Here is a 23703-nt window from a genome sequence, read left to right on the forward strand (position 1 = left end):
GCTCCGGAACCGGTCGCAGCCCCGGTCTCTGCCCCCGCTCCCCCATCGGCCCCGGGAAACGCAGAACGCGACCGCTCCGCCCCCTCGTCGGGGGAAGAGTGGTCGCGCTGCGGGTGAGGTGCTTCGGTGTCCATCGGAGGCGAGCCTATCCGGCCACCCCCGGGACCCGAAGGGGACCTCAGTTGTCGCGCTTCTCCTTGATCTTCGCGGCCTTGCCACGGAGCTCACGGAGGTAGTACAGCTTGGCGCGGCGGACGTCACCACGGGTGACGAGCTCGATCTTCTCGAAGATCGGGGAGTGGACCGGGAAGGTACGCTCCACGCCCACCGAGAAGGAGACCTTGCGGACGGTGAAGGTCTCGGAGACGCCCGAGCCCTGGCGGCGGATGACGACGCCCTTGAACTGCTGGATACGGGAGCGGTTGCCCTCGATCACGCGGACGTGCACGTTGACCGTGTCACCCGGGCGGAAGGCCGGGACGTCCGAGCGCAGGGAGGCGGCGTTCACGCCGTCGAGGAGAGAAGCCATGATCTTCTTCTGCTTTCTTCGCACGACGCCACAGGTCGCCGTACGGGTTTTCGTAGAGAAATCGGGTGCTGTGCCACCCTGCGGGCGACGGTCCCCCTGTGGCAGGGGCGCACGCGGGCGTACAGCAGCCGCCTATTCTTCCACGGCCGGGGGCCTGCGCCAAAATCGGCCGTCGGGCTGCGGGGACCAGCCGAGGATGCTGAGCATCTCGCGGTCCTTCTTGTCGAAGGACGACGCCTCGGCCCGCTCCAGCAGGTCCGGCCGGTGGGCCGCGGTGCGCCGCAGGGCCTCGTCGCGGCGCCAGCGGGCGATCTTCCCGTGGTGGCCGCTGAGCAGCACCTCCGGGATGCCGCGCCCGCGCCACTGCGGGGGCTTGGTGTAGACGGGGCCTTCGAGCAGGTTGGCCATCTCGCCGGGGGCGAAGGAGTCGTCGCGGTGCGACTCGGCGTTGCCGAGCACGCCCGGCAGCAGCCGGGCCACGGCCTCGGTGATCACCAGCACGGCGGCCTCGCCGCCGGCCAGCACGTAGTCGCCGATGGACACCTCGTACACCGGTATCCGGGTGGCGTACTCGTCCATGACCCGGCGGTCGATGCCCTCGTAGCGGGCCGGGGTGAAGAGCAGCCAGGGCTTCTCGGACAGCTCGACGGCGAGTTCCTGGGTGAACGGGCGGCCGCTGGGGGTGGGGACCACCATGACCGGCCCGTGCGCCCCGGCCTCGTAGCCGGCGGCGAGGGCGTCGTCGACGCAGTCGCCCCACGGGTCGGGCTTCATGACCATGCCGGGGCCGCCGCCGTACGGGGTGTCGTCGACGGTGTTGTGCCGGTCGTACGTCCACTGCCGCAGGTCGTGGACGTGCACGTCGAGCCGGCCGCGGGCCCGGGCCTTGCCGACGAGGGAGACGTTCAGGGGTTCGAGGTACTCGGGGAAGATCGTGACGACGTCGAGCCGCATCAGGACCCGTCCTCCTGGGCCCCGGCGGCCTCGTCGCGCGCCGAGGCGATCACCGCGCGGTCGTCGATCAGCCCGGGCGGCGGGTCGATGACGGCCCGCTGGTTCTCCAGGTCGATCTCGGTGACGATCTCCTCCACGAACGGGACCATCACCTCGCTGCCGTCCGGCCGCTCCACGATGAACAGGTCCTGCGAGGGCAGGTGGGAGATCTCGGTGATCCGGCCGATCTCGGTGCCGTCGGCGAGCACCACGTCCAGGTCGATCAGCTGGTGGTCGTAGTACTCGTCCTCCTCCTCGGGCAGTTCGGAGGGGTCGACGTCGGCGATCAGTAGGGTGTTGCGCAGCGCCTCGGCGCCGTTGCGGTCCTTGACGCCCTCGAAGCGCAGCAGCAGCCGGCCACTGTGCACCCGGCCGGTCTCGACGGTCAGCGGACCGGCCGACGCCGGCTCGGTGTGGAGGACGGCACCGGGGCCGAGCCGCAGCTCCGGCTCGTCGGTCCGCACCTCGACGGTGACCTCGCCCTTGATCCCGTGGGCGCGCCCGACACGCCCGACTACCAGCTGCACTTCTCTCTCCTGTCCCTACGACGACGGGCCGGGGCGGGCCTGTATGCCCTCCCCGGCCCGTGCCGGTGATTCACCTGCTCAGCGGACCTGGTCCACGTCGACGAGGTCGACGCGGATCCCGCGGCCGCCGATGGCGCCCACGACGGTGCGCAGTGCCCGCGCGGTGCGGCCGTTGCGGCCGATCACCTTGCCGAGGTCGTCGGGGTGCACCCGGACCTCCAGCACGCGCCCGCGGCGCAGGTTGCGGGACGCGACCTGCACCTCGTCGGGGTTGTCCACGATGCCCTTTACGAGGTGCTCAAGAGCCTCCTCGAGCATGCTCAGGCCTCGGTCGACTCGGCGGCGGCCTCGGCCTCGTCCGCCTTCTTCTCAGCCTTCTTCTTCTGGGTGATGGCCTCGCCCTTGGCGTCGCCACCCTCCAGGGTCTTGGCGAACTCCTCGAAGGTCGCCCGCTTCTGCTCCTTGGTGGCCGGAGCCAGCAGCGGCTTCTCGGGGGCCGGCAGACCCTTGTGCTTCTGCCAGTCGCCGGTGAGCTTCAGGAGGGCGAGGACCGGCTCGGTCGGCTGGGCGCCGACGGACAGCCAGTACTGCGCGCGCTCCGAGTCGATCTCGATGCGCGACGGGTTGTACGTCGGGTGGTACAGACCGATCTCCTCGATGGCCCGGCCGTCACGGCGGGTGCGGGAGTCGGCGATGACGACGCGGTAGTGCGGCTGGCGAATCTTACCGAGGCGCTTCAGCTTGATCTTGACTGCCACTGGAGTGGTGTCTCCTGGTCTTGACGTGGTGGGGCACAACGAGATGCCACGTGGGGTTGCGGTACTCGGGGCCCCGATGGACGCGTCAGCCGGAGGAGAGAGGGGTCCTGTGCGACTGTCGAGTACAGCTGACCATTGTGCCACATGGCCCGGCCGCGTCAGGACGCGGCCGCGACCACCGCCACCTCGGGGATCCGGAACGGCTTGCCGCAGCCCCCGCACACGATCGGGGCCTGGGCCAGCACGGACGGCACCACCCGGACGTTGCGCCCGCAGTCGCACACGGCCTTGACCCGCACCCCGCCCCCGGAGGAGCCGTGCCGGGCGGCCGGACCGCGGAAGCTGCGCTTGGTGTCGGCGGCCGTGGCGGCGGTGTGCGCCTTCAGGGCCCGCTGGAGCCGCTCCATGGTCGGCCGGTAACGCTTCTTGGCCTCGGGGTTGAGGGAGACCAGCGAGAAGCCGCTGCTGGCGTGCGGCTCGTCGGAGTGGTCCAGCCCCATCTCCTCGGCGATCGCCAGGAACCGGCGGTTGTGGTAGCGGCCGGCGCGCGAGGTGTCGCGGACGCCGCGGGCCGCGGCGATGCCGTGGACTGCCTCGTGCAGCAGTCGCTCGAAGGAGAGCTCCGCGCCGCATGCGGACGAGGACTCTCCGATCAGGGACTCGGGCGCGGCAAGGTCAGGCAGCTCGGGGTGGTACCGCTGAATGTCGGCCCACGCCGCCGCCAGCTCTGCGGCGAGAACAGGTGGTGTCGTGCTCACGTCGTGACAACGAGCCGAGGGGCCAGGGTGTTCCGATTCCGGGCCATTCCAAATTTTTTGCACGTACCAGTCAGTTCAGTCTCATGCGACCCGACGAGGGCGGGTGCGCAGAACTCAGGAGGAGTCGGTACGTATGGGTGTCCCCCGGGCGTGGTCACCCACGCCCGGGGGACCCGGGTCACTGCTCGTGCACGGCCGTCGGCACAGGCGTCCGTACGACTGCACGTGCGGCCGTCCGTACGACCGTCAGTACGACCGCGCCACGATCGCCAGGTTGCCCGGGGCGTCGTCGGTGTCCGGCACCGAGCCGTCCTCGGTGACCAGGCAGCGCACGGTGACGGCCTGCTCGGCCAGCTTGGCCTCGCCCTCGGGGCCGAGCACGGCCCACGGGATCCGCGCCCAGCCGCCGGCCAGCGCGGCCTCGGCGGCGGCCTCGACGGTGGCCACGTCGGTCGTACGGGACTCGCGGCGCTCGCGGGACTCGCGCAGCAGCTGCGCCTGGTCCTCGTCGAGCACCTTGGGCAGCAGGTCGGCGAGCGCCTCGATCTGCACCGGCTCCTTGCCGCCGGGGATGCGGCGGGCCAGCATGGCGGTGCCGTTCTCCAGGTCGCGCGGGCCGATCTCGACGCGCACCGGGACGCCCTTGAGCTCCCAGTCCACGGCGCGGCGGCCGAACGGCGTGTCCACGCGGTCGTCCACGTGCACGCGGATGCCCGCGGCCTTCAGCCGGTCGCCCAGCTCGCGGACCTTGGCCACGGCCTCGTCGCCCTTGATCGCCATGACGACGACCTGGACGTGCGCCAGGCGCGGCGGCACCCGCAGACCGTTGTCGTCGCCGTGGGACATGATCAGACCGCCGACCATCCGGGTGGAGACGCCCCAGGACGTCTGCCAGACCAGCTCCTGCTGGCCCTCCTTGGACAGGTAGGAGGTGTTGAAGGCCTTGGCGAAGTTGGTGCCGAGCTCGTGGCTGGTGCCCATCTGGAGGGCCTTGCCGTCGCCCATCATGCCCTCCAGGGTGAGGGTGTTGATGGCGCCGGCGAAGCGCTCCTTGGCCGTCTTGCGGCCGAGCACGACGTCGATGCCGAGCACGTTGGTCATGAAGTCGCCGTACACGTTCCGGTGGATGTGCGCGGCGTAGTCGCGGGCGTCCTCGTAGGTGGCGTGGGCGGTGTGGCCCTCCTGCCAGAGGAACTCACTCGTGCGGAGGAAGACGCGCGGACGCATCTCCCAGCGGACGACGTTGGCCCACTGGTTGATCAGCAGGGGCAGGTCGCGGTAGCTCTGCACCCACTTGGAGAAGTAGTCGTTGATGATCGTCTCGGACGTGGGCCGGACGACCACCGGCTCCTCGAGCTCCTTGCCGCCGCCGTGCGTGACGACCGCGAGCTCGGGGGCGAAGCCCTCGACGTGCTCGGCCTCCCGCGTCAGGTAGGACTGCGGGATGAACAGCGGGAAGTAGGCGTTCTGGGCGCCCGCCTCCTTGATGCGCGCGTCCATCTCCTGCTGCATCCGCTCCCACAGCCCGTAGCCGTACGGTCGGATGACCATCGTGCCGCGCACCGGGCCGTTGTCGGCCAGCTCGGCCTTGTTGATCAGATCCTGGTACCAGCGGGGGAAGTCGTCCGCCTGGGGGGTGAGAACGGGAGCCTTTGCCATGGCGCGAATGGTACGGCGCCCGGTCCGCCGAGTGTGAATCGGGGCCTTCGCTCCTCTGGACGCGGGGGCGAATGGGGAGTTCTCTGGCAACGGGGGCAAGGGGGCGAGAGGAATCAGGAGCGCTCTTTCTATGACACCGACGACGCCGACGGCGGCACTCGTCGCCCGGGACTGGGCGGAGATCCAGGAACGGATGCTGGTCCCGCTGTACGAAGCGGTCTACGACCGGCTGGAGCTCGGCCCGGGCGATCGGCTGCTCGGCCTGGACTGCGGAGCCGGGCTGGCCCTGCTGCTGGCCGCGGGCCGGGGCGCCCGGGTGACCGGGGTGGAACCGCGCCCGGAGCTGCGGGCGCTGGCCCGGGAACGGGTGCTGGAGGTGGCCACGGCGCCGCCGCGGCCGGCGGGAGACCCGTACGACGTGCTCACGGCCTTCGCCCCCGAACCGGACGCCCTGGCGGCGGCCCTGCCGGTGGTGGGCCGCGGCGCGGCGGTGGTGCTGGCCGACTGGGGGCCGCCGGAGCGCTGCACGGTGCCGGCCCTGCCGGGCGGCGGACCGGTGCCGCGGGACCTGGACGCACTGGTGGAACGGGCCGGGCTGGTGCCGGACGGGTCGGGCCGGGTGTTCTGCCCGTTCGGCTACGCGGACACCGAGAGCGCGGTGCGCGGGCTGCTCAGCTCGGGGCTCTACGACCTGGCCGACCCGGCGCAGACGGAGAAGGAACTGACCGAGGCGCTGCACCCGTACGAGCGGGCGGACGGCTCGGTCTGGCTGCCCAACATCTTCCGGTACGTGATCGCCCGGACGGAGTAACCGGCCCCGGCCGTTCCGGCCGGGCCGCGCATCACCCCGCCGTGCCGGTCCCTTTCGTCAGGCGCGGGATGCCGGCGGCCGCGTACGCCGCGTCCTCGTCCAGGGTCTCGGCGGCGAGCAGCGCCTCGGCGAGGGCGTCGAGCCGGTCGCGGTGCTCGCGCAGCAGCCGGCAGGCGTTCTCGTAGCACTCGTCGACGATCCGGCGCATTTCGCCGTCCACCACGTCGAGGGTGGCGGGTGCGGCGGAGAGGCCGTAGGCGCCCTGGGCGTCGGAGGGGATGGCGGTGAGCCGGCCGACGCGCTCGCTCATGCCCCAGCGGCCGACCATGCCGCGGGCGATACCGGTCACCTGTTCGAGGTCGTTCTCGGCGCCGGTCGTGACGACCCCGTAGACCACGTGTTCGGCGGCCATGCCGCCGAGCGCGCCGATGATCCGCCCGCGCAGGTACTCCTCGGTGTACGCGTAGCGGTCGGTCTCGGGGGTGGACAGGGTCACGCCCAGGGCCCGGCCGCGCGGCACGATCGTCACCTTGCGGACCGGGTCGGCGCCGGGCTGGAGCATGCCCAGCAGGGCGTGGCCGCTCTCGTGGTACGCGGTCCTGCGGCGCTCCTCCTCGGGCATGACCAGCGGCCGCTCGGCCCCGAGCTGGACCTTCTCCAGCGCGTCGGACAGGTCGGCCTGGGTGACGGCGTCCTGCTGCCGCTTGACCGCGAGCAGGGCGGCCTCGTTGGCGAGGTTGGCCAGCTCCGCCCCGGTCATGCCGGGGGTGGTGCGGGCCACCTGGGCGAGGTCGACACCGGGGGCGAGCGGGATGTCGCGGGTGTGGATGCGCAGGATGGCCTCACGCCCGCCGCGGTCGGGCGGGGAGACCTGCACGGTGCGGTCGAAGCGGCCGGGGCGGGTGAGGGCCGGGTCCAGGACGTCGGCGCGGTTGGTGGCGGCGATGACGACCACGCCCTCGGAGCCGGAGAAGCCGTCCATCTCGGTGAGGATCTGGTTGAGGGTCTGCTCGCGTTCGTCGTGGCCGCCGATGCCGCTGCCACCGCCGCGGGCCCGGCCGATGGTGTCGATCTCGTCGATGAAGATGATCGACGGGGCCACCTTGCGGGCCTCGGCGAACAGCTCGCGGACCCGGGAGGCTCCGACGCCGACGATCATCTCGATGAACTCGGAGGCGGAGGCCGAGAAGAACGGCACCCCGGCCTCGCCCGCGACGGCCCGGGCGAGCAGGGTCTTGCCGGTGCCCGGCGGGCCTGACAGCAGGACCCCGCCGGGCATCCGGGCGCCCATCCGCCGGTAGGCCTGCGGGTTCTTCAGGAAGTCCACGACCTCGCTGAGCTCGCCCTCGACCTCGTCGATGCCGGCCACGTCGGCGAAGGTGGTGCGGGTGGTCCCTTCGAGCTCGACCGGTTTGGGGGGCACCTTCCGGCCGAGTCCGCCGGCCCCGCCCAGGGCTCCGCCCATCCGGCGGGCGACGAGCACCCACAGGCCGATCAGGAGCAGCATCGGGGCCAGGGAGATCAGCAGGTTGGCCAGGAAGCTGCGGTGCTCGACGACCGGCGAGGCGGTGACGGTCACACCCTTGGCGGTGAGGTTCGCCCACAGCTGGTCGTCGGCGAAGGCCGGGCGCTGGGTGACGAACTTGGTGTAGTCGCCCTCACCGTCGGGGACCGGCTGCTTGTTCTTGAGCTGGCCCTCGATGGCGTCGCCCTTGGAGTAGATCTTCGAGACGTTGCCGTCGGCGACCTGCTTGCTGAACTCGGTGTACGAGATGGTCGGCTCGTCGCCCTCGCCGAAGAAGGACAGCACCAGGTTGGTCAGGAGGTAGACCACGAGGGCGGTCAGGACGAGCCCCCGCCAGCCGCCCGGCATCTTCTTCCTCGGCGGCGGGGAGGGCGGCGCGCCCTCGGAGCGCCACGGGGTGTCGGCACGGTCCCGCGGGGGCACGGGGGTCGGGTTGGGCACGGGGCCTCCTTCTTCGCCGTCCGCCCGGCTCCTTCCGGCGTCCTCCCCGCCGACCCTACGGGACAAATGCGACGATTGCGCACGGACTGCCGCTACTGTCGGCACCGTGCGCGGCCTCGACGACCAGCTCGCCCTGCGGATCCGGCTGTTCCGCGACAGCGGGCGGGTGCGCCCGGACGTCGCCGACTTCGTGGCCGCCGAGCTGGCCGCGCTGGCCGCCGACGGCCGCACGGTCACCGAGGAGACGGCCGGGATGCTCACCAGCCATCTGCTGATGGCCCTGACCCGTTCGCTGGACGGCGTACCGGCCGAACGCTCGCCCTCCCCCGGCCCGCCGCCCGCCGAAGAGCTGCGCGCGCACCCCGAGGCGGTCCACCGGGCGCACGCCATCGCCGCCCGCGCCGCCGCCGCGCTCGGTACGCCCCCGCTCCCGCCCGACGAGATCGACTTCCTGGGCCTGCACCTGGCCGTGCTCGCCCGCACCGCAACGGACAAGGCAGGAACCGCCATGGCGAAGATCCTCACGGGCGGCGTCGGCCGGACCGAGGTCGCCCGCACGGTCGGCGGCCTCGGCATCGCCGGGCTCGACGTCGCCGTCTGCAACGACATGGACGCGGCCGTGCTGCTGCGTTCCGGGCAGGCCGACTTCTTCCTCGGCACCTGCCACACCGGAGCCGGCGCCTCCCTCGGGGTGCTGGTGGGGCTGCTGGGCCGGCCCGCCTGCCACACCTTCGGCCGGGGCGAGCCCACCGAGGAGGAGGTGGCGGGGCTGCTGGCGCAGGGCAAGACCGTGTTCGGCTTCAGCCTGGACCGGATCGACACCGTCGCCCCGCGGCTGGCCCGCGCCATCGCCGCCGCCCGCGCGTGACGCCGCCGACCGCCGCCGCGGAGGCGGTCCGGCTGGACCTGTCCCCCCTCCAGGCGCTGACCGTCGTCGGGCTGTGCGCGCTGACCGCCCTGGCCGCGCACCTGGCGCTGGCCGTGTTCAACGACGGGGTGCGGCCCTTCCTGCTCGACTTCGTCCACGGGCGCACCACCCGCGGGGCCACCACCGCCGTCGCCTTCGGCCTCTCCGCCGGATTCGTCTTCGGGCTGGGCGCGCCGCTGGCGCTGAGCACCGGGGTGCTCAACCCCTGGCTGCTGTTCCTGCCCACCGACGTGCTGGGCATCCTGGCGCCCCGCCGCCGGCTGGCGGCGCTGCTGGGCGGCGGCTGGGGCGCGGTCGTCGTGTACGGGCTGAACGGGGCCAACGAGCTGGCGCACCGGCTGCCGGTGGACTTCCTGACGGCGATGCAGCAGCTGGCCACCCCGATCCTGTTCCTGTTCACGCTGTTCCCGGTGCTGGCGGTCACCCGCCAGTTCGGGCGGCTGCGCGGGGCCCTGACCGGGCTCGTGGAACTGGCCCTGGTGGTGGCGACGATGCGGCTGTGGCCGCACATGTTCGCCGGTGCGGTGGCGATGGCGGCCGGGGTGCTGCTGCTGATCGGCTTCGCGCTCGCCGCCGACCTGCGCGGGCCCCGTACGCCCCCCGGCCCGGGGCCGGCGGACCCGGCAGCGGGCCCGGCGGACCCGGCGCCGGACCCGGGCGGGACGGCGGAGGCGGCGGCCTCCCTGTTCGGCGCGGGTGCCGCCCGGCTGCGCCGGTGGCTGCCGCTGTTCATGCTGCTGGGCGCGGGGGTGTGCGTGCTGGCGCAGACGAAGGTGTTCGGCGGCGGCGAGGCCACCAGCTTCCTCATCGCCAAGGGCCACTACACCGAGGCCGCCCAGGTCGACTTCTACCGGACCTTCGGCTTCGTGCCGCTGATCGCGACCACCGCGCTCGCCTCCGGCGCGTACGGCATCGCCGGTTTCACCCTGGTCTACCCGGTCGGCTACCTGGCGCCGAACCCGTACCTGGCCGCCGTCGCCGGGGCCGTGCTGTTCGCCGTCGAGGTGCTGGCCCTGTCCGCCGTCGGGCGGGTGCTGGGGCGGCTGCCGAGCCTGCGGGACTCCTCCGAGCACCTGCGGGCCGCCATCGGGGACGCGCTGGGGCTGGCGGTCCTGTTCGGCTCGCTGATGGCGGCGAACGCGATGGGCGGCGGGCTCGGCATCCTCGTCTGCGGCGGGCTCTACCTGCTCAACGAGGCCATGGGCCGGCCCGTCGTCCGGACGGCCGCCGCACCCGCCGCGGTGGTCGCCGGCGGGCTGCTGCTCAACGTCCTGTACTGGCTCGGGCTGTTCGCCCCCGCCGCGGCGACGGCCTCATGAGCACCCTGCACACGGTCCTCGGCCCCCTCGCCCCCTGGCTGGTACGCGAGGGACCCGTCCTCGCCCACGAACACCTGGTCCTGGACCTGCGCCGGCCCGAGGACCCCGCCGCCGTGCTCGACGCGGAGGCGGACGGGCCCGCCGTGGTGCGCGAGCTGACCTCGCTGCGCGAGGAGTTCGGCCTCGCCCTGGTCGTCGAGCTGACCTGCCGCGGCATGGGCCGCGACCTGGCGGCGCTGGCCCGGATCTCCCGGGCCAGCGGGGTCCCGGTGGTCGCCGCCACCGGCTGGTACCACCAGGCGTTCCACCCGCCCGAGCCGGCCGGGGCCACGGTCGAGGAGCTCACCGCGGTCCTGGTCGAGGAGCTCACCGGGGGCGCCGACGGCACCGCCGTCCGCCCGGGCGTCATCGGCGAGATCGGCACCGGTGGTACGGAACCCACCCCGGCCGAGGCCCGGGTGCTGCGCGCCGCTGCCGGGGCGGCCCTGGCCACCGGCCTGTCGGTGGTCACCCACGCCCGGCTCGGCCGCGGCGGCCGGGCCCAGCTCGACCTGCTGACGGGGGCCGGGCTGCCGCCGTACCGGGTGTGCCTGGGCCACCAGGACCTGCTGGACGACCCGGCCGAGCACCGTGCGCTCGCCGCCGAGGGCGCGTACGTGGCCTTCGACACCGTCGGCAAGGCGGCCTACCGTGCCGACGAGGACCGGCTGCGCCTGCTGCTGGCGCTGGTGGAGGCCGGGCACGCCGACCGGGTGCTGCTCAGCGGGGACGTCTCCCGCCGCGGCTACCTCCGGTCCGCGGGCGGACCCGGCTACGGGTACCTGCTGCGCGGCTTCCTGGACCGGCTCCGGGCGGCCGGCGTGGACGCACCGCTGATCGACCTGATGACCCGGCGCAACCCGCTGCGCTTCCTGGCCGGTGCCGGAGCGGAGCCGCCGGCATGACCGACGCACTGCCGGAGACGTTCCCGCTGCCGACCGTCGGGCTCGACGAGGCCGTGGCCCGGCAGTTCCGGCTGCTGGAGTGCACCGCCGCCCACTTCGAGGGGCCCCAGCTGTTCGAGGCCGACGCGGGCTGCGTCCCCGGGCTCGGCCGGTCCCGGACCACCGCCAGGGTCGAGGCCGTGCTCGCCGCGTTCCTCGGCGCCGAGGACGCCGCCCTGGTCCAGGGGGCCGGCACCGGGGCGATCCGCGCCGCCCTGGCCGCCGCCGTGTCCCCGGGCGAGCCCCTGCTGATCCACCGGGCCCCGGTCTACCCGACCACGGCCGTCACCTTCCGCACCCTCGGCATCGCCTGCACCGAGGCCGACTTCAACGACCCGGCGGAACCGGCCCGGGCCCTGGCCGGCGGGCGGTTCCGGTTCGCGTACGTGCAGCACACCCGGCAGCGGCTCCAGGACGGCTACGACCTCGGCGAGGTACTGGCCGCGTGCCGCCGGGCCGGGGTGCGCACGCTCGTCGACGACAACTACGCCGTACTGCGGGTCCCGGCCTGCGGGGTGGAGCTCGGCGCCGACGCGTGCTGCTTCTCGCTGTTCAAACTGCACGGCCCGGAGGGCGTCGGGGTGGTCGCGGGCGCCGGCGACCTGGTGGCCCGGGTCCGCGCGGACAACTACTCGGGCGGCGGCCAGGTCCAGGGCCAGCAGGCCCTGGACGCCCTGCGCGCCCTCACCCACGTCCCCGTCATGTGGGCCCTGCAGTCCCGGGTCGCCGCGGAGGTGGCCGAACGGCTCACCGCCGGGGAGGTCCCCGGGGTGGCCGAGGCGCGCCTGGCCAACGTCCAGGACCGCTGCGTGCTGGTCCGGCTGGAGCGGCCGGTGGCCCGTGAGCTGCCCGCCGTGGCCGCCCGCTTCGGGGCCGCCCCGTACCCGGTGGGCTCGGCGAGCCGCTACGAGATCGCCCCGCTCGTCCACCGGCTGTCGGCCTCCTGTCTGGCGGACTCCCCCGGGCTCGCCGACCGCACCCTGCGCGTCAACCCGATGCGGGCCGGGGCCGACCTCGTCCTCGACGTCCTGCGCCGCTCGCTGGCCGAGCTGCGCTGACCGGCCGTGTTCCTCGACACCGTCCTGGCCCGCAACCCCGAGCTGGTCGACACCGCCGCCGCCCTGCACCGGTCGGGGGCCGTGCCCCCGGACACCTACGTCCTGGACCTGGACACGGTCGAGGACAACGCGCGGCGGCTGGCCGCCGGGGCGGAGCGGCTGGGGCTGACGCTGTGGTGCGTGACCAAGCAGTTCGGCCGCAACCCGGCCCTGATCCGGGCCGTCGCCCGGCACCTGCCGGCGTTCGCCGCCATCGACGCGCGCGAGGCGGCCGCCCTGCACGCGGCCGGGGCCCGCTGCGGCAACCTCGGCCACCTGGTGCAGGTCCCGCGCCGGGAGCTGCCCGCGCTGCTGGCCCGCCGGCCCGACGCGGTCACCGTCTTCGACGCCGACAACGCCCGGCACGTCGGTCAGGCCGCCGTCGCCCTGGGCCACGTCCAGGACGTGCTGGTCCGGCTGGAGCCGGCCCCGGGCACCGGCTACCCCGGGCAGGAGGGCGGGGTGCCGCCGGCGCGGCTGGCGGGGTTCGCCGCGCACCTGGAACGGCTGCCGGGCGTGCGGATCGCCGGGGTCACCGCGTTCCCCTGCGTGGCCTGCGACCCCGCGACCGGCTGGCCCGCGCCGACCGCGAACCTCGCCCGCGCGGCCCGGGCCGTCGCCCTGCTGCGGGCGCGCGGGCACGGGCCGCTGCTGCTGAGCGCCCCCGGGGCCACCTCGCTGGCCGTGCTGCCGCTGCTCGCCGCCGCGGGCGCGACCCACGGCGAACCCGGCCACGCCCTGACCGGCACCACCCCGCTGCACGCGGCCGACCCGACCCAGCCCGAGCGGCCGGCCTCGGTGTACGTCACCGAGGTCGCGCACACCCTCGCCGACGGCCGGCCGGCCCTGCACGGCGGCGGCTTCTACCCGCGCTCGGGGGTCCGGCGGGCGCTGCTGGCACGCACCGGGCTGCTGCTGGAGGTGGCACGGATGCCCGCGGAGTACATCGACTACTACCGGCTGCTGGCCGCGCCGCCGAGGCGGATCCGCGTGCGGGCCGGGGACACCGCCGTGCTGGCCTTCCGCAGCCAGGTCTTCGTCACCCGCAGCCGGGTCGCGGTGGTGGCGGGCCTGGCCTCCGGCGCGCCCCGGCTGCTGGGCCTCTACGACGCCCTGGGCCGCGCCCTGTGACCCGGCCCGAGCGGCGCCCGGGACGGCGAAGGGCCCCGCCGGTGACCGGCGGGGCCCTTCGGACCGCGCGTGCGCGGGCCGCTGCTACTGCATGAACTTCTTGAACTCGTCCGGGAGCTCGAAGTCCTGGCCGGGCTGTCCGGCGGGCAGCCCGAACGGGTTGGCGCCCGGCTCGCCGCCCTGCGGGCCCTGCTCGCGGCGGGCGGCGGCGGCCGCCTCCTCCGCCTTGCGCTTCATCGGGTTGCCGCTCTTGCGCTTGCCCTTGGCCTGCTTGACCTGCTTCTTCTGCCGGCCGGGGCCGCCGCCCATGCCCGGGATGCCCGGCATCCCCGGCATGCCGCCGCCCTGGGCCATGCGCGACATCATCTTCCGGGCCTCGAAGAACCGCTCGACCAGGTTCTTGACCGCGCTGACCTCGACGCCGGAACCCTTGGCGATACGGGCGCGGCGGGAGCCGTTGATGATCGTCGGGTCCTGGCGCTCGGCCGGGGTCATCGACTTGATGATGGCGGCCGTGCGGTCGACGTCGCGCTCGTCGATGTTGTTGATCTGCTCCTTGATCTGCCCCATGCCGGGCAGCATGCCGAGCAGCTTGGAGATGGAGCCCATCTTGCGGACCTGCTCCATCTGGGCCAGGAAGTCGTCGAGCGTGAACTCCTTGGGGCCCTTGGCGAGCTTGGCCGCCATCTTCTCGGCCTCGGCCTGCGAGAAGGTCTTCTCCGCCTGCTCGATCAGGGTGAGCATGTCACCCATGTCGAGGATCCGGCCCGCCATGCGGTCCGGGTGGAAGGCGTCGAAGTCCTCCAGCTTCTCGCCGTTGGAGGCGAACATGATCTGCTTGCCGGTGACGTGCGCGATGGAGAGCGCGGCACCACCGCGGGCGTCGCCGTCGAGCTTGGAGAGGACGACGCCGTCGAAGCCGACGCCGTCGCGGAAGGCCTCGGCGGTGTTGACCGCGTCCTGACCGATCATGGCGTCGACGACGAAGAGGATCTCGTCGGGGCTGATCGCGTCCCGGATGTCCGCGGCCTGCTGCATCAGTTCGGCGTCGATGCCGAGGCGGCCGGCGGTGTCGACGATCACGATGTCGTGCATCTTGGTGCGGGCGTACTCGACGGAGTCCTTGGCGACCTGGACCGGGTCGCCCACGCCGTTGCCCGGCTGGGGGCCGTAGAAGCCGACACCGGCGCGCTCGGCGACGATGCCGAGCTGGTTGACGGCGTTGGGCCGCTGGAGGTCGCAGGCGACCAGCAGCGGGGTGTGGCCCTGGCCCTTGAGCCAGAGGCCGAGCTTGCCGGCGAGGGTGGTCTTACCGGCACCCTGGAGACCGGCGAGCATGATCACGGTGGGCGCGGTCTTGGCGAACCGCAGCCGGCGGGTCTCCCCGCCGAGGATGCCGACGAGCTCGTCGTTGACGATCTTCAGCACCTGCTGCGAGGGGTTGAGCGCCTTGGAGACCTCGGCCCCCATGGCCCTTTCCTTGACGTTCTTGATGAACGCGCGGACGACCGGAAGGGCGACGTCGGCCTCGAGAAGGGCGATACGGATCTCGCGCGCCGCCGCGTCGATGTCCTGCTCGGACAGGCGGCCCTTGCCGCGAAGGCTCTTGAACGTCGAGGCAAGGCGGTCGGAAAGCGTATCGAACACGATGGTCGCGATTCCTCAGGTCGGGGGCGTGTGGTCGTCCTCCAGAGTATCCGGCCCGGCACCCCGGTAGGCCACGGCCGTGGGTCCCGCCCCCCGGACGGGACCCACGGGCCGCTCAGCGCAGTGCCGCCTCGACCGAGGAGGCCAGGTCGGCGGCCTCGGACGGGGTCAGGGGTTTGCCCTCGACGGTGGTGACGTAGAGGGAGTCCACGGCGTTGGCGCCGAGGGTGGAGACATGGGCGCTGCGCACCCGGAAGCCGCCGCCCTCCAGGGCCCGGCCGATGCGGTGCAGCAGGCCGACGGCGTCGGGGGCGCGCACCTCCAGGACGGTGGCCAGCGAGGAGACGTCCGGGACGACCGTGACCCGGGGCGGCGGCGGGACGACCCCGCGCCGGCGCGGGTACGCCGCCTCGCGGTCGGCCAGCTTCGCCGGGACGTCCAGAGAACCGTCCAGGGCCCGGACCAGGTCCGCCCGCAGCCGGGTGGCCTGCGGCAGCGAGCCGTACTCGGCGGCCACCCGCCAGCGCAGCACCAGCACCTCGCCGAGCCGGTCCGGCAGCTCCAGCGAGCGCAGGTCCGCCGCCCGGACGGTGAGCCGGTGCAGGGCCAGGACCCCGGCCACGGCGGGCAGCACGCCCGGCTGGTCGGGGACGGCCACGACCAGTTCCACCCCGACCGCGTCCTCCTCGTGCCGGGCGTGCAGGGAGAGCACCGGCTCACGGGTGCGCAGCGCCTCCACCGCCAGCCGTTCCTGCTCGGTGGTGGGCACCAGCGGCGGGTCGGCGGGCGGGGCCGCCGACCCGCCCAGGACGGCGGCGACCCGGCCGACGAGGTCGGCGACCAGCGAGCCGCGCCACGCCGACCAGGCGGCGGGCCCGGTGGCGCGGGCGTCGGCCTCGGTGAGGGCGTGCAGCAGTTCCAGGGTGCCGGGCGAGCCCACCGCGTCGGCGACCATGCGGACGGTGGCCGGGTCGTCCAGGTCACGGCGGGTGGCGGTGTCGATGAGCAGCAGGTGGTGGCGGACCAGGGTGGCCAGGACCGCCACGTCCTCGGACCCGAAGCCGAGCCGGACGGCGATGTCGCGGGCGACGGGCTCGCCCGCCACCGAGTGGTCGCCCGGCAGGCCCTTGCCGATGTCGTGCAGCAGCGCGGCCATCAGCAGCAGGTCGGGCCGGCCGACCCGGCGGGTCAGCGCGGAGGCGCGTACGGCGGTCTCCACCAGGTGCCGGTCCACGGTCCAGGTGTGCACGGGATTGCGCTGGGGCCGGCACCGGACCCGTTCCCACTCCGGCAGCAGCCTGCTGACCAGGCCCTCGGCCTCCAGCGCCTCCCACACGTCCACGGTGGGCTCCCCGGCGCCCAGCAAGGTCAGCAGCTGTTCGCGCGCCTCGGCCGGCCAGGGCACCGGCAGTGGTTTCGCCTGCGCGGCCAGCCGGCGTACGGCGTGCAGCGAGACCGGCAGTCCGGCCTGGGCGGCGGCCGCGGCCAGCCGCAGCGCCAGGACCGGGTCCCGGTCGGGCCGGGCGGCGAGGGCGAGCACCGCCTCGCCGTCCTGCTCGACCACGCCGTCGGCCAGCGGGGCCCGCTCCACCGCGGGTGCGCCCCGGCCGCCCAGCAGGCCGCGCAGCCGCGGCCGGGCGGCGCGGGCCCGCAGCACCCGGCCGACCTCGCGCCAGGTCACGTCACCGGCGTACGCGACCACGCCCGCGGCCTCGTACACCTCGCGCAGCAGGGTGTCGGCGTCGGGGAGCCCGAGGTGCGCGGCGACCGCGTCGTGCTCCTGGAGGCTGAGGCGGTCCGAGGCCCGGCCGGTGACCAGGTGGAGGGCGTCGCGGGCGTCCAGCAGCCGGCGCCGGGCCCGGTCCAGGCCCTCGCGGGGGGCGTCGGCCAGCCAGGAGGCGGCCACGGCCCGCAGGGCGGTGATGTCGCGCAGGCCGCCGCGGGCCTCCTTGAGGTCGGGTTCGAGGAGGAAGCGCAGCTCCCCGCAGCGTTCGGCCCGCTCCCGGCACATGGCGTGCAGTTCCGGCAGCCGCTTCGCGGACTGGTTGCGCCAGTCGGCCAGGACGGTGGTGCGCAGTCCGGCGAGCAGCCCGAGGTCGCCGGCGACCGGCCGGGCGTCCAGCAGGCCGAGCTGCACCTTGAGGTCCTCGGCGGCGGTGCGGCGGGCCTCGGCGGCGGTGCGCACGGAGTGGTCCAGGGCCAGGCCCAGGTCCCACACCGGGTACCAGACGCGGTCGGCGAGGGTGGCCAGGGCCTTGGGTCCGGCCTTGCCGTCGTGCAGGAGCAGCAGGTCCAGATCGCTGCGCGGGGAGAGTTCGGCGCGCCCGTAGCCGCCGACGGCGACCAGGGCGGCGCCGCGGACCCCGGTCTCGGCGACGGCCGCGGTGAACAGCGCGGACAGCCAGTCGTCGGTGAGGCGGGCCAGGCCGGAACGCCGGGCGGGCCCGGACCGCGCCTCCTCCTGGAGGAGGCGCAGCCGGGCCGCGGCGTATCCGCTGGGTCCCGCGTCGGGGGGGCCGGCCGGTCCGTCGGGGCCGTCCGGTTGCGTGGTGGTGCGGTCGACGCTCGTCACCCAGGGGCTCCCGTCCGACTAGAGCGCGTCGGCGCCGCGCTCGCCGGTGCGGACCCGGACGACCGAGTCCACGGGGACGCTCCACACCTTGCCGTCACCGATCTTGCCGGTGCGGGCGGCGGAGACCACGACGTCCATGACGTCCTCCGCCGCTTCGTCGTCGACGACGACCTCGATGCGGATCTTGGGCACCAGGTCCACGGTGTACTCGGCGCCCCGGTAGACCTCGGTGTGGCCGCGCTGGCGTCCGTAGCCGCTGGCCTCGGAGACGGTCAGGCCCTGGACCCCGAAGGTCTGCAGCGCCTCCTTGATCTCGTCCAGGCGGTGCGGCTTGACGATCGCGGTGATGAGCTTCATGCGTCCACCTTCTTGCTGGCAGCGGCGACGGGGGCGGGGGCGGCGGTACTGCGCGGGAGGGCCCCGCCGCCGGCGCCGCTGAAGTCGTAGGCGGTCTCGGCGTGCTCGACCTGGTCGATGCCGGAGACCTCGTCGTCCTCGGGGACCCGCATGCCGATCGTCCGGTCCAGGACGAAGGCCAGCAGTGCCGACGCCACCAGAGAGTAGGCCAGGACGGAGAAGACGCCGATCGCCTGCTTGCCGAGCTGCTCCAGGCCGCCGCCGTAGAACAGGCCCTTGGCCTCGGACTGGACGCCGCCGGTGGCGAAGAGGCCGACGAGGAGGGAGCCGAGGATGCCGCCGACGAGGTGGACGCCGACCACGTCGAGGGAGTCGTCGTAGCCGAACTTGTACTTCAGGCCCACCGCCATGGCGCAGGCCACACCCGCGATCGCGCCGATGGCGATGGCGCCGAGCGGGGAGCAGGAGCCGCCGGAGGGGGTGATGGCGACGAGGCCGGCGACCGCGCCGGAGGCGGCGCCCAGGGTGGTGAAGGAGCCGTGGCGCAGCTTCTCGTACGCGAGCCAGGCGAGCATGGCGGCGGCGGTGGCGACCTGGGTGTTGACGAACATGACCGCGCCGACGCCGTCGTCGTTGCCGAGCCAGGAGCCGGCGTTGAAGCCGAACCAGCCGAACCACAGCAGGCCGGCGCCGAGCATGACCAGCGGGAGGCTGTGCGGGCGCATCGGGTCCTTCTTGAAGCCGACGCGCTTGCCGATGACGAGGATGACGCCGAGGGCGGCGGCGCCGGCGTTGATGTGGACGGCGGTGCCGCCGGCGAAGTCGATGACGCCCAGCTCGAACAGCCAGCCGCCGGCGCCCCAGACCCAGTGCGCGACGGGGAAGTAGACGACGGTGACCCACAGGGCGGTGAACAGCACCCAGGCGGTGAACTTGACGCGGTCCGCGAGGGCGCCGCTGATCAGGGCCGGGGTGATGATCGCGAACATGAGCTGGAAGACGGCGAAGACGTACACCGGGATGGTGTAGCCGTCCCAGAGCTCGGTCAGACCGATGCCGCTGAGGCCGACGTAGTCGGAGTTCCAGCCGATGACCGAGCCGGAATCGGTGCCGAAGGCGAGGCTGAAGCCGTAGAGCACCCACAGGATCGTGACGATCCCGAGGCTGATGAAACTCATCATGAGCATGTTGAGGCTGCTCTTGACGCGGACCATGCCCCCGTAGAAGAAGGCCAGGCCCGGGGTCATCAGCATGACCAGGGCGGAGCAGATGAGCATGAACCCGGTGTTCGCGGCAGACAGTTCGGGGGCGTCTGCGGCAAGGGTCGTGATGGCTGATGCCATCGGCGTCTCCTCGTCGTCGGTACGTTCGCGTGCGGGCGACCGTGGGAAACCTTCAGCGGCGACTGGCCCGGAGGCTGGCCGGTTATGGGCCATGAGACTCGCCGAGGCCGGTTTCCGGCGGTGCCGCCCGATGTTTCACGGGGGTGACGAAGAGGTCGGGGCTGTTACGTGACGGTGAACGGGCCGGGGCCGGGGTGGTCCGGCCGCGGCAGCGCCCGGGAGACCTGGCATGGGGGAGCCTGATCGGGGTTCACGGGGCGGCTGCCGCGGCCGGGGTCCTAGACGGCCTCCGCGGACTCGGGGAGGCGGGCGGCGAGGTGATCGGTGAGGCGGACCACCTCGGCAACGTCGCCGTACTCACGCGCGGCGGAGTCGACGGTCTTGCGCAGCCGGGTGTTCACCCGCTCGGACCGCACCTTTTGCGCCACGTCGAGGGCGCGGTCGATGAGGACGGTGGCCTGTTCCGGCTCGCGCTGGAGCAGGTGGACGGTGGCCATGCCGACCAGGTTGAGCGCGTAGCTGCGCTGGTGCTCCTGGTCCTTCTCGAACAGGGCGACGGCCCGCTCCATGACGGGCTCGGCGAGGGAGGCGTACATGGGGCTGCGCCCGGCCACGTAGGCCAGGTCACGGAAGGAGTGGGAGTTCTCGCCGTTGAGCTCGGCCTCGGAGAAGAAGCGGATCCAGTCGGGCTCGGGCTCCCCTCCCAGGCCCACGTCGCCGAAGGTGTCCTCGGCCATCCGCACGGCCCGCTTGCAGCGGCTGGGCTGGCCCATGTTGGCGTAGGCGCGGGCCTCCATCGCATACAGCATGGCCTGGGTGCGGGGGCCGGCGCAGTCGCGGCTGCCGTACTGGGCGAGGTGGACGAGCTCCAGGGCGTCCTCGGGGCGGCCCAGGTGGATCATCTGGCGGCTCATGTTCGAGAGGATGTACGAACCGAGCGGCTTGTCCCCGGCCTCCTTGGCCGCGTGCAGGGCGAGGACGAAGTACTTCTGCGCGGTGGGGTGCAGGCCGATGTCGTAGCTCATCCAGCCGGCCAGCTCGGCGAGCTCGGCGGCGACCTTGAACAGCCGCTTCATGACCGGGGCCGGGTGGTTCTCCTGGAGCAGGTCGGTGACCTCGTGGAGCTGCCCGACCACGGCCTTGCGGCGCAGTCCGCCGCCGCACTGGGCGTCCCACTGGCGGAACATCACCGTGGTGGCCTCCAGCAGGTCCAGCTCCGGCTCCGACAGCCGGGGCGGGCGCCCGCCGTGGTCCGCCGGCCCGGACCCGTCGCGCGGCACGGGGTCGGTGGCCGGCACCGGGACGAGCCAGCGCTGCATGGGCTCGATGAGGGCGGGGCCGGCGGACAGCGCCAGCGAGGTCCCGAGGAACCCGCGGCGGGCCAGCATCAGGTCGCTGCGCGAGAACTCGCTCAGTAACGCCACGGTCTGCGGGCCCGCCCACGGCAGGTCGACGCCGGAGACCGACGGGGTCTGGTGGGCGGTGCGCAGCCCGAGCTGCTCGACGGCGACGACGGCGCCGAAGCGTTCGGAGAACAGCTCGGACAGGATCCGCGGCACCGGTTCACGGGGCTGCTCGCCGTCGAGCCAGCGGCGCACCCGGGAGGTGTCGGTGCTGATGTGGTGCGCGCCCATCTGCCGGGCGCGCCGGTTGACCTGGCGGGCGAGTTCGCCCTTGGACCAGCCGCTGCGCACGAACCAGGAGGTGAGCTGCTCGTTGGGACGCGGACCGTCCACCGCCACCGCACCGCTCCGCCCGGCGGAGTCGTCGGTCCCGGCGAGGTCGGCGGATTCCGCGTCCGGTCCGCTTGCGCCGTTGCCGCTCACTGGAACGCCCCCATCCCGGAACACTTCCTTTGCCTCCGGCATACCCACGGATGCGGAAGCTATCGGGTTTCGTGCAACTGAAAGTAATCCTACGATCACCCCTTCGGCGAGGCCGTTCCCGGAATCGCCACCATTCGCCACCCCTTCGGATGAACGCGCCACCCGCCAGGCGCGATTCACTTGACACAGGACAGCGGAAAGCAAATGGCGGACGGGTGTACGGCGGGGCGTGCGCGGCGAGGAGCGCGCCGGGCGGCCCCCGGGATCGCCACGTAACCACCGGCGCGTCCGACCCGTTGGAGGGGGCATGGGCATGGGCTTCACGATCGGCGGCAGCATCGGCGGCCGGAGCACCAAGGAGTTCCGTTCCGCCACCCGGCGGCGCGGCAACCGGATGTCGGAGTGCACGGCGGTGGCGGAGTACACCGGGCTGTGGGGCTGGGACGTGGTGCCCGGCGCGCGTGCGGCGGGACCGGCCCGGGACTGTTCCTGCGGGGATCCGCAGTGCGCGGCGCCGGGCGCGCATCCGCTGGCCTTCGAGGCGACGGTGCCCGCGGGGGCGACGCTGGACGAGGTCACGGCGGCCTGGTCGGAGTTCCCCGGGGCGGCCGTGCTGCTGCCGGTGGGCCGGACCTTCGACGTGATCGAGGTGTCGGCGGAGGCGGGCCGGCGGGCGCTGGTCCGGCTGGAGCGGATGGGCCTGCCGCTGGGCCCGGTGACCGCGACCCCGACCGGGCGGGCCCAGTTCTTCGTGGCCCCGGGCGCGGCGCAGGAGCTGCCGCAGCTGCTGTACCGGATGGGCTGGGACGACGCCGGGCTGGACCTGCACGCCCGGGGCGCGGGCTCGTTCCTGACCGCGCCGCCCTCGGACCTGGCGGGCCTGGGCCCGGTGAGCTGGCTGCGGCCGCCGGCCCTGGACTCGGCCCGGCCGCCGCAGGCCCGGCTGCTGCTGGGCACCCTGGCGTACATCTGCCACCGCTCCGGCCGCTAGGCCGTACGCGAAGGGTGCCGTACGCCTGTACGCGGAGCGCCCGTACGCCTGCACCCGGAGCGCCCGTACGCCCGTACGCGAAGGGGCCCGGGGACCGTCGTGGTCCCCGGGCCCCTCGTCGTGGGCCGCCGGCCGGTAGCCGGTCAGTCGCCGATGAGCGCGTCGACGAACGCCTCCGGCTCGAAGGGGGCCAGGTCGTCCGGGCCCTCGCCGAGGCCGACGAGCTTGACCGGGACGCCCAGCTCGCGCTGGACCGCGACCACGATGCCGCCCTTGGCGGTGCCGTCGAGCTTGGTGAGCACGATGCCGGTGATGTCGACGACCTCGGCGAAGACGCGGGCCTGCATCAGGCCGTTCTGGCCGGTGGTGGCGTCGAGGACCAGCAGGATCTCGTCGAGCGGGCCGTGCTTCTCCACGACGCGCTTGACCTTGCCGAGCTCGTCCATCAGGCCGGTCTTGGTGTGCAGCCGGCCGGCGGTGTCGATCAGGACGACGTCCGCGCCCTCGGCGATGCCCTCCTTGACGGCGTCGAAGGCGATGGACGCGGGGTCGCCGCCCTCGGGGCCGCGCACGGTGCGGGCGCCGACCCGCTCGCCCCAGGTCTGGAGCTGGTCGGCGGCGGCGGCGCGGAAGGTGTCGGCGGCGCCGAGGACCACGCTGCGGCCGTCGGCGACCAGGACGCGGGCGAGCTTGCCGGTGGTGGTGGTCTTGCCGGTGCCGTTGACGCCGACGACCATCACCACACCGGGGGTGTCGGTGGCGGACTCGGTCCTGACCGCGCGGTCGTAGTCGGTGCCGACCAGGGTCAGGAGCTCCTCGCGCAGCAGGGTGCGCAGCTCCTCGGGGGTGCGGGTGCCGAGCACCTTGACGCGCTCGCGCAGCCGGTCGACCAGTTCCTGGGTGGGCTTGACGCCGACGTCGGCGGTCAGGAGGGTCTCCTCGATCTCCTCCCAGGTGTCCTCGTCGAGGTGCTCGCGGGAGAGCAGCGTGAGCAGCCCCTTGCCGAGCGTGTTCTGCGAGCGGGCGAGGCGCGCGCGCAGCCGGACCAGGCGGCCGGCGGTGGGCGCGGGCACCTCGATCTCGGGAGCGGCCGGAACCTCGGGTTCCACCACGACGGGGGCCTCGGGGGCCGCGGCCTCCGCCTCGGGGAGCACGACCTCCTCGATGGTCCGGCGCGGTTCTTCCACCGTCGGAGCGGCGTCCTCCCCCACCTGCGGTTCGGCGGGCGGGGCAGTGATGGTCGGCGTGCTCGGCGGCGGCGCGGGCGGCAGCTGCTTCTTCTTGCGGCTGCTGACCACGAGACCGCTGATGGCACCGACCGCGACCAGGGCGATGACTACAGCAAGGATGAGGAATTCCATAACCCCGCCAGTATGCGTGACCCCGCGGTCCCCGCTCCGTATCTGCTGGTCGGACGCCCGGGACGGACGCGGTGCGGTGGTGCGCGGGCGCGGTGCGGTGGTACGGCCGGGCCGTAAGCCTCTGTTTGTGTCTTTCTCGGCAAATCT

Annotated in this window: 21 protein-coding genes and 1 pseudogene; 8 read left to right on the forward strand and 14 right to left on the reverse strand. The window is 73.7% G+C overall.

Going from position 1 to position 23703, the window contains the following annotated elements; all coding sequences use genetic code 11:
* Positions 1 to 178 precede the first annotated feature (178 nt).
* The 7 genes from rplS to proS all read right to left on the reverse strand — a co-directional run bounded on the left by rplS (position 179) and on the right by proS (position 5224).
* Positions 179 to 529: a 50S ribosomal protein L19 gene (gene rplS, locus EF918_RS11055; protein ID WP_125644291.1), complete on the reverse strand. Its 351-nt coding sequence runs from the start codon at positions 527 to 529 to the stop codon at positions 179 to 181.
* Between the two features lie 132 nt (positions 530 to 661).
* Positions 662 to 1483, reverse strand: a complete 822-nt coding sequence (gene trmD, locus EF918_RS11060; protein WP_125644293.1) for a tRNA (guanosine(37)-N1)-methyltransferase TrmD — start codon at positions 1481 to 1483, stop codon at positions 662 to 664.
* Positions 1483 to 2049 carry a ribosome maturation factor RimM gene (gene rimM / locus EF918_RS11065; protein WP_125644295.1) on the reverse strand — a complete coding sequence of 189 codons (567 nt, stop codon included), beginning with the start codon at positions 2047 to 2049 and terminating at the stop codon, positions 1483 to 1485. Before rimM ends, trmD begins: the two co-directional genes overlap by 1 nt.
* Positions 2050 to 2127: 78 nt before the next feature.
* Entirely contained in the window at positions 2128 to 2367 is a 240-nt protein-coding gene (locus EF918_RS11070; protein ID WP_020868149.1) for an RNA-binding protein, read from the reverse strand.
* A 2-nt stretch (positions 2368 to 2369) separates the two neighbouring features.
* Complete coding sequence (gene rpsP, locus EF918_RS11075) at positions 2370 to 2807, reverse strand: 30S ribosomal protein S16 (RefSeq protein ID WP_125644297.1); 438 nt, start codon at positions 2805 to 2807, stop codon at positions 2370 to 2372.
* Between the two features lie 158 nt (positions 2808 to 2965).
* Positions 2966 to 3565 (reverse strand): hypothetical protein, encoded by a 600-nt coding sequence (locus EF918_RS11080; RefSeq protein ID WP_125644299.1) that lies wholly within the window; start codon positions 3563 to 3565, stop codon positions 2966 to 2968.
* A gap of 246 nt (positions 3566 to 3811) precedes the next feature.
* A complete protein-coding gene (proS, locus tag EF918_RS11085) occupies positions 3812 to 5224 on the reverse strand; it encodes a proline--tRNA ligase (protein WP_125644301.1) in 1413 nt (470 codons plus the stop codon).
* A gap of 130 nt (positions 5225 to 5354) precedes the next feature.
* Between proS and EF918_RS11090 the strand changes: the two genes are divergently transcribed.
* A complete protein-coding gene (locus tag EF918_RS11090) occupies positions 5355 to 6035 on the forward strand; it encodes a methyltransferase type 11 (RefSeq protein WP_125644303.1) in 681 nt (226 codons plus the stop codon).
* A gap of 31 nt (positions 6036 to 6066) precedes the next feature.
* On the opposite strand, the gene ftsH is transcribed toward EF918_RS11090, so the two are convergent.
* Positions 6067 to 8001 (reverse strand): ATP-dependent zinc metalloprotease FtsH, encoded by a 1935-nt coding sequence (gene ftsH, locus EF918_RS11095; protein ID WP_125644305.1) that lies wholly within the window; start codon positions 7999 to 8001, stop codon positions 6067 to 6069.
* A 106-nt stretch (positions 8002 to 8107) separates the two neighbouring features.
* Here ftsH and EF918_RS11100 point away from each other — a divergent pair.
* From EF918_RS11100 to EF918_RS11125, 6 genes and pseudogenes are all read left to right on the forward strand, one after another.
* Positions 8108 to 8482 (forward strand): annotated as a pseudogene (locus EF918_RS11100) (transcriptional antiterminator); the annotation flags it as partial.
* Positions 8483 to 8509: 27 nt separating this feature from the next.
* Positions 8510 to 8869 (forward strand): DUF2620 family protein, encoded by a 360-nt coding sequence (locus EF918_RS11105; protein ID WP_125644331.1) that lies wholly within the window; start codon positions 8510 to 8512, stop codon positions 8867 to 8869.
* Positions 8866 to 10248, forward strand: a complete 1383-nt coding sequence (locus EF918_RS11110) for a YhfT family protein (protein ID WP_260610062.1) — start codon at positions 8866 to 8868, stop codon at positions 10246 to 10248. Before EF918_RS11105 ends, EF918_RS11110 begins: the two co-directional genes overlap by 4 nt.
* Entirely contained in the window at positions 10245 to 11192 is a 948-nt protein-coding gene (locus tag EF918_RS11115; RefSeq protein WP_125644307.1) for a phosphotriesterase, read from the forward strand. The genes EF918_RS11110 and EF918_RS11115 overlap by 4 nt, the downstream gene beginning before the upstream one ends.
* Positions 11189 to 12289 (forward strand): aminotransferase class V-fold PLP-dependent enzyme, encoded by a 1101-nt coding sequence (locus EF918_RS11120; protein WP_125644309.1) that lies wholly within the window; start codon positions 11189 to 11191, stop codon positions 12287 to 12289. The genes EF918_RS11115 and EF918_RS11120 overlap by 4 nt, the downstream gene beginning before the upstream one ends.
* A 6-nt stretch (positions 12290 to 12295) precedes the next feature.
* Entirely contained in the window at positions 12296 to 13459 is a 1164-nt protein-coding gene (locus EF918_RS11125) for an alanine racemase (RefSeq protein WP_125644311.1), read from the forward strand.
* Between the two features lie 84 nt (positions 13460 to 13543).
* On the opposite strand, the gene ffh is transcribed toward EF918_RS11125, so the two are convergent.
* The 5 genes from ffh to EF918_RS11150 form a co-directional block, all read right to left on the reverse strand.
* Positions 13544 to 15106, reverse strand: coding sequence for a signal recognition particle protein (gene ffh / locus EF918_RS11130; RefSeq protein ID WP_125644313.1), 1563 nt, complete (start codon positions 15104 to 15106; stop codon positions 13544 to 13546).
* A 115-nt stretch (positions 15107 to 15221) separates the two neighbouring features.
* A complete protein-coding gene (locus tag EF918_RS11135; protein WP_125644315.1) occupies positions 15222 to 17678 on the reverse strand; it encodes a [protein-PII] uridylyltransferase in 2457 nt (818 codons plus the stop codon).
* 18 nt (positions 17679 to 17696) lie between these two features.
* A complete protein-coding gene (locus EF918_RS11140; protein ID WP_125644317.1) occupies positions 17697 to 18035 on the reverse strand; it encodes a P-II family nitrogen regulator in 339 nt (112 codons plus the stop codon).
* Positions 18032 to 19378: an ammonium transporter gene (locus EF918_RS11145; protein WP_125644319.1), complete on the reverse strand. Its 1347-nt coding sequence runs from the start codon at positions 19376 to 19378 to the stop codon at positions 18032 to 18034. Before EF918_RS11145 ends, EF918_RS11140 begins: the two co-directional genes overlap by 4 nt.
* A 278-nt stretch (positions 19379 to 19656) precedes the next feature.
* A complete protein-coding gene (locus EF918_RS11150; protein ID WP_260610063.1) occupies positions 19657 to 21246 on the reverse strand; it encodes a hypothetical protein in 1590 nt (529 codons plus the stop codon).
* Between the two features lie 271 nt (positions 21247 to 21517).
* Between EF918_RS11150 and EF918_RS11155 the strand changes: the two genes are divergently transcribed.
* Positions 21518 to 22195, forward strand: a complete 678-nt coding sequence (locus EF918_RS11155) for a bifunctional DNA primase/polymerase (protein ID WP_125644321.1) — start codon at positions 21518 to 21520, stop codon at positions 22193 to 22195.
* Between the two features lie 143 nt (positions 22196 to 22338).
* Here the strand turns inward: EF918_RS11155 and ftsY are convergent, their stop codons facing one another.
* Positions 22339 to 23556, reverse strand: coding sequence for a signal recognition particle-docking protein FtsY (ftsY, locus tag EF918_RS11160; RefSeq protein ID WP_125644323.1), 1218 nt, complete (start codon positions 23554 to 23556; stop codon positions 22339 to 22341).
* Between the last annotated feature and the right edge of the window lie 147 nt (positions 23557 to 23703).

Origin of the sequence: Streptomyces sp. WAC06614 (assembly GCF_003949795.1) — a bacterium.
GTDB lineage: Bacteria > Actinomycetota > Actinomycetes > Streptomycetales > Streptomycetaceae > Streptomyces.

Coding starts and splice junctions, on each gene's coding strand:
- rplS (WP_125644291.1), bottom strand. CDS start 529: ATGGCTTCTCTCCTCGACGGCGTGAACGCCGCCTCCCTGCGCTCGGAC.
- EF918_RS11145 (WP_125644319.1), bottom strand. CDS start 19,378: ATGGCATCAGCCATCACGACCCTTGCCGCAGACGCCCCCGAACTGTCT.
- EF918_RS11115 (WP_125644307.1), top strand. CDS start 10,245: ATGAGCACCCTGCACACGGTCCTCGGCCCCCTCGCCCCCTGGCTGGTA.
- proS (WP_125644301.1), bottom strand. CDS start 5,224: ATGGCAAAGGCTCCCGTTCTCACCCCCCAGGCGGACGACTTCCCCCGC.
- trmD (WP_125644293.1), bottom strand. CDS start 1,483: ATGCGGCTCGACGTCGTCACGATCTTCCCCGAGTACCTCGAACCCCTG.
- EF918_RS11150 (WP_260610063.1), bottom strand. CDS start 21,246: ATGCCGGAGGCAAAGGAAGTGTTCCGGGATGGGGGCGTTCCAGTGAGC.
- ftsY (WP_125644323.1), bottom strand. CDS start 23,556: ATGGAATTCCTCATCCTTGCTGTAGTCATCGCCCTGGTCGCGGTCGGT.
- EF918_RS11090 (WP_125644303.1), top strand. CDS start 5,355: ATGACACCGACGACGCCGACGGCGGCACTCGTCGCCCGGGACTGGGCG.
- EF918_RS11140 (WP_125644317.1), bottom strand. CDS start 18,035: ATGAAGCTCATCACCGCGATCGTCAAGCCGCACCGCCTGGACGAGATC.
- EF918_RS11155 (WP_125644321.1), top strand. CDS start 21,518: ATGGGCTTCACGATCGGCGGCAGCATCGGCGGCCGGAGCACCAAGGAG.
- EF918_RS11070 (WP_020868149.1), bottom strand. CDS start 2,367: ATGCTCGAGGAGGCTCTTGAGCACCTCGTAAAGGGCATCGTGGACAAC.
- EF918_RS11120 (WP_125644309.1), top strand. CDS start 11,189: ATGACCGACGCACTGCCGGAGACGTTCCCGCTGCCGACCGTCGGGCTC.
- EF918_RS11105 (WP_125644331.1), top strand. CDS start 8,510: ATGGCGAAGATCCTCACGGGCGGCGTCGGCCGGACCGAGGTCGCCCGC.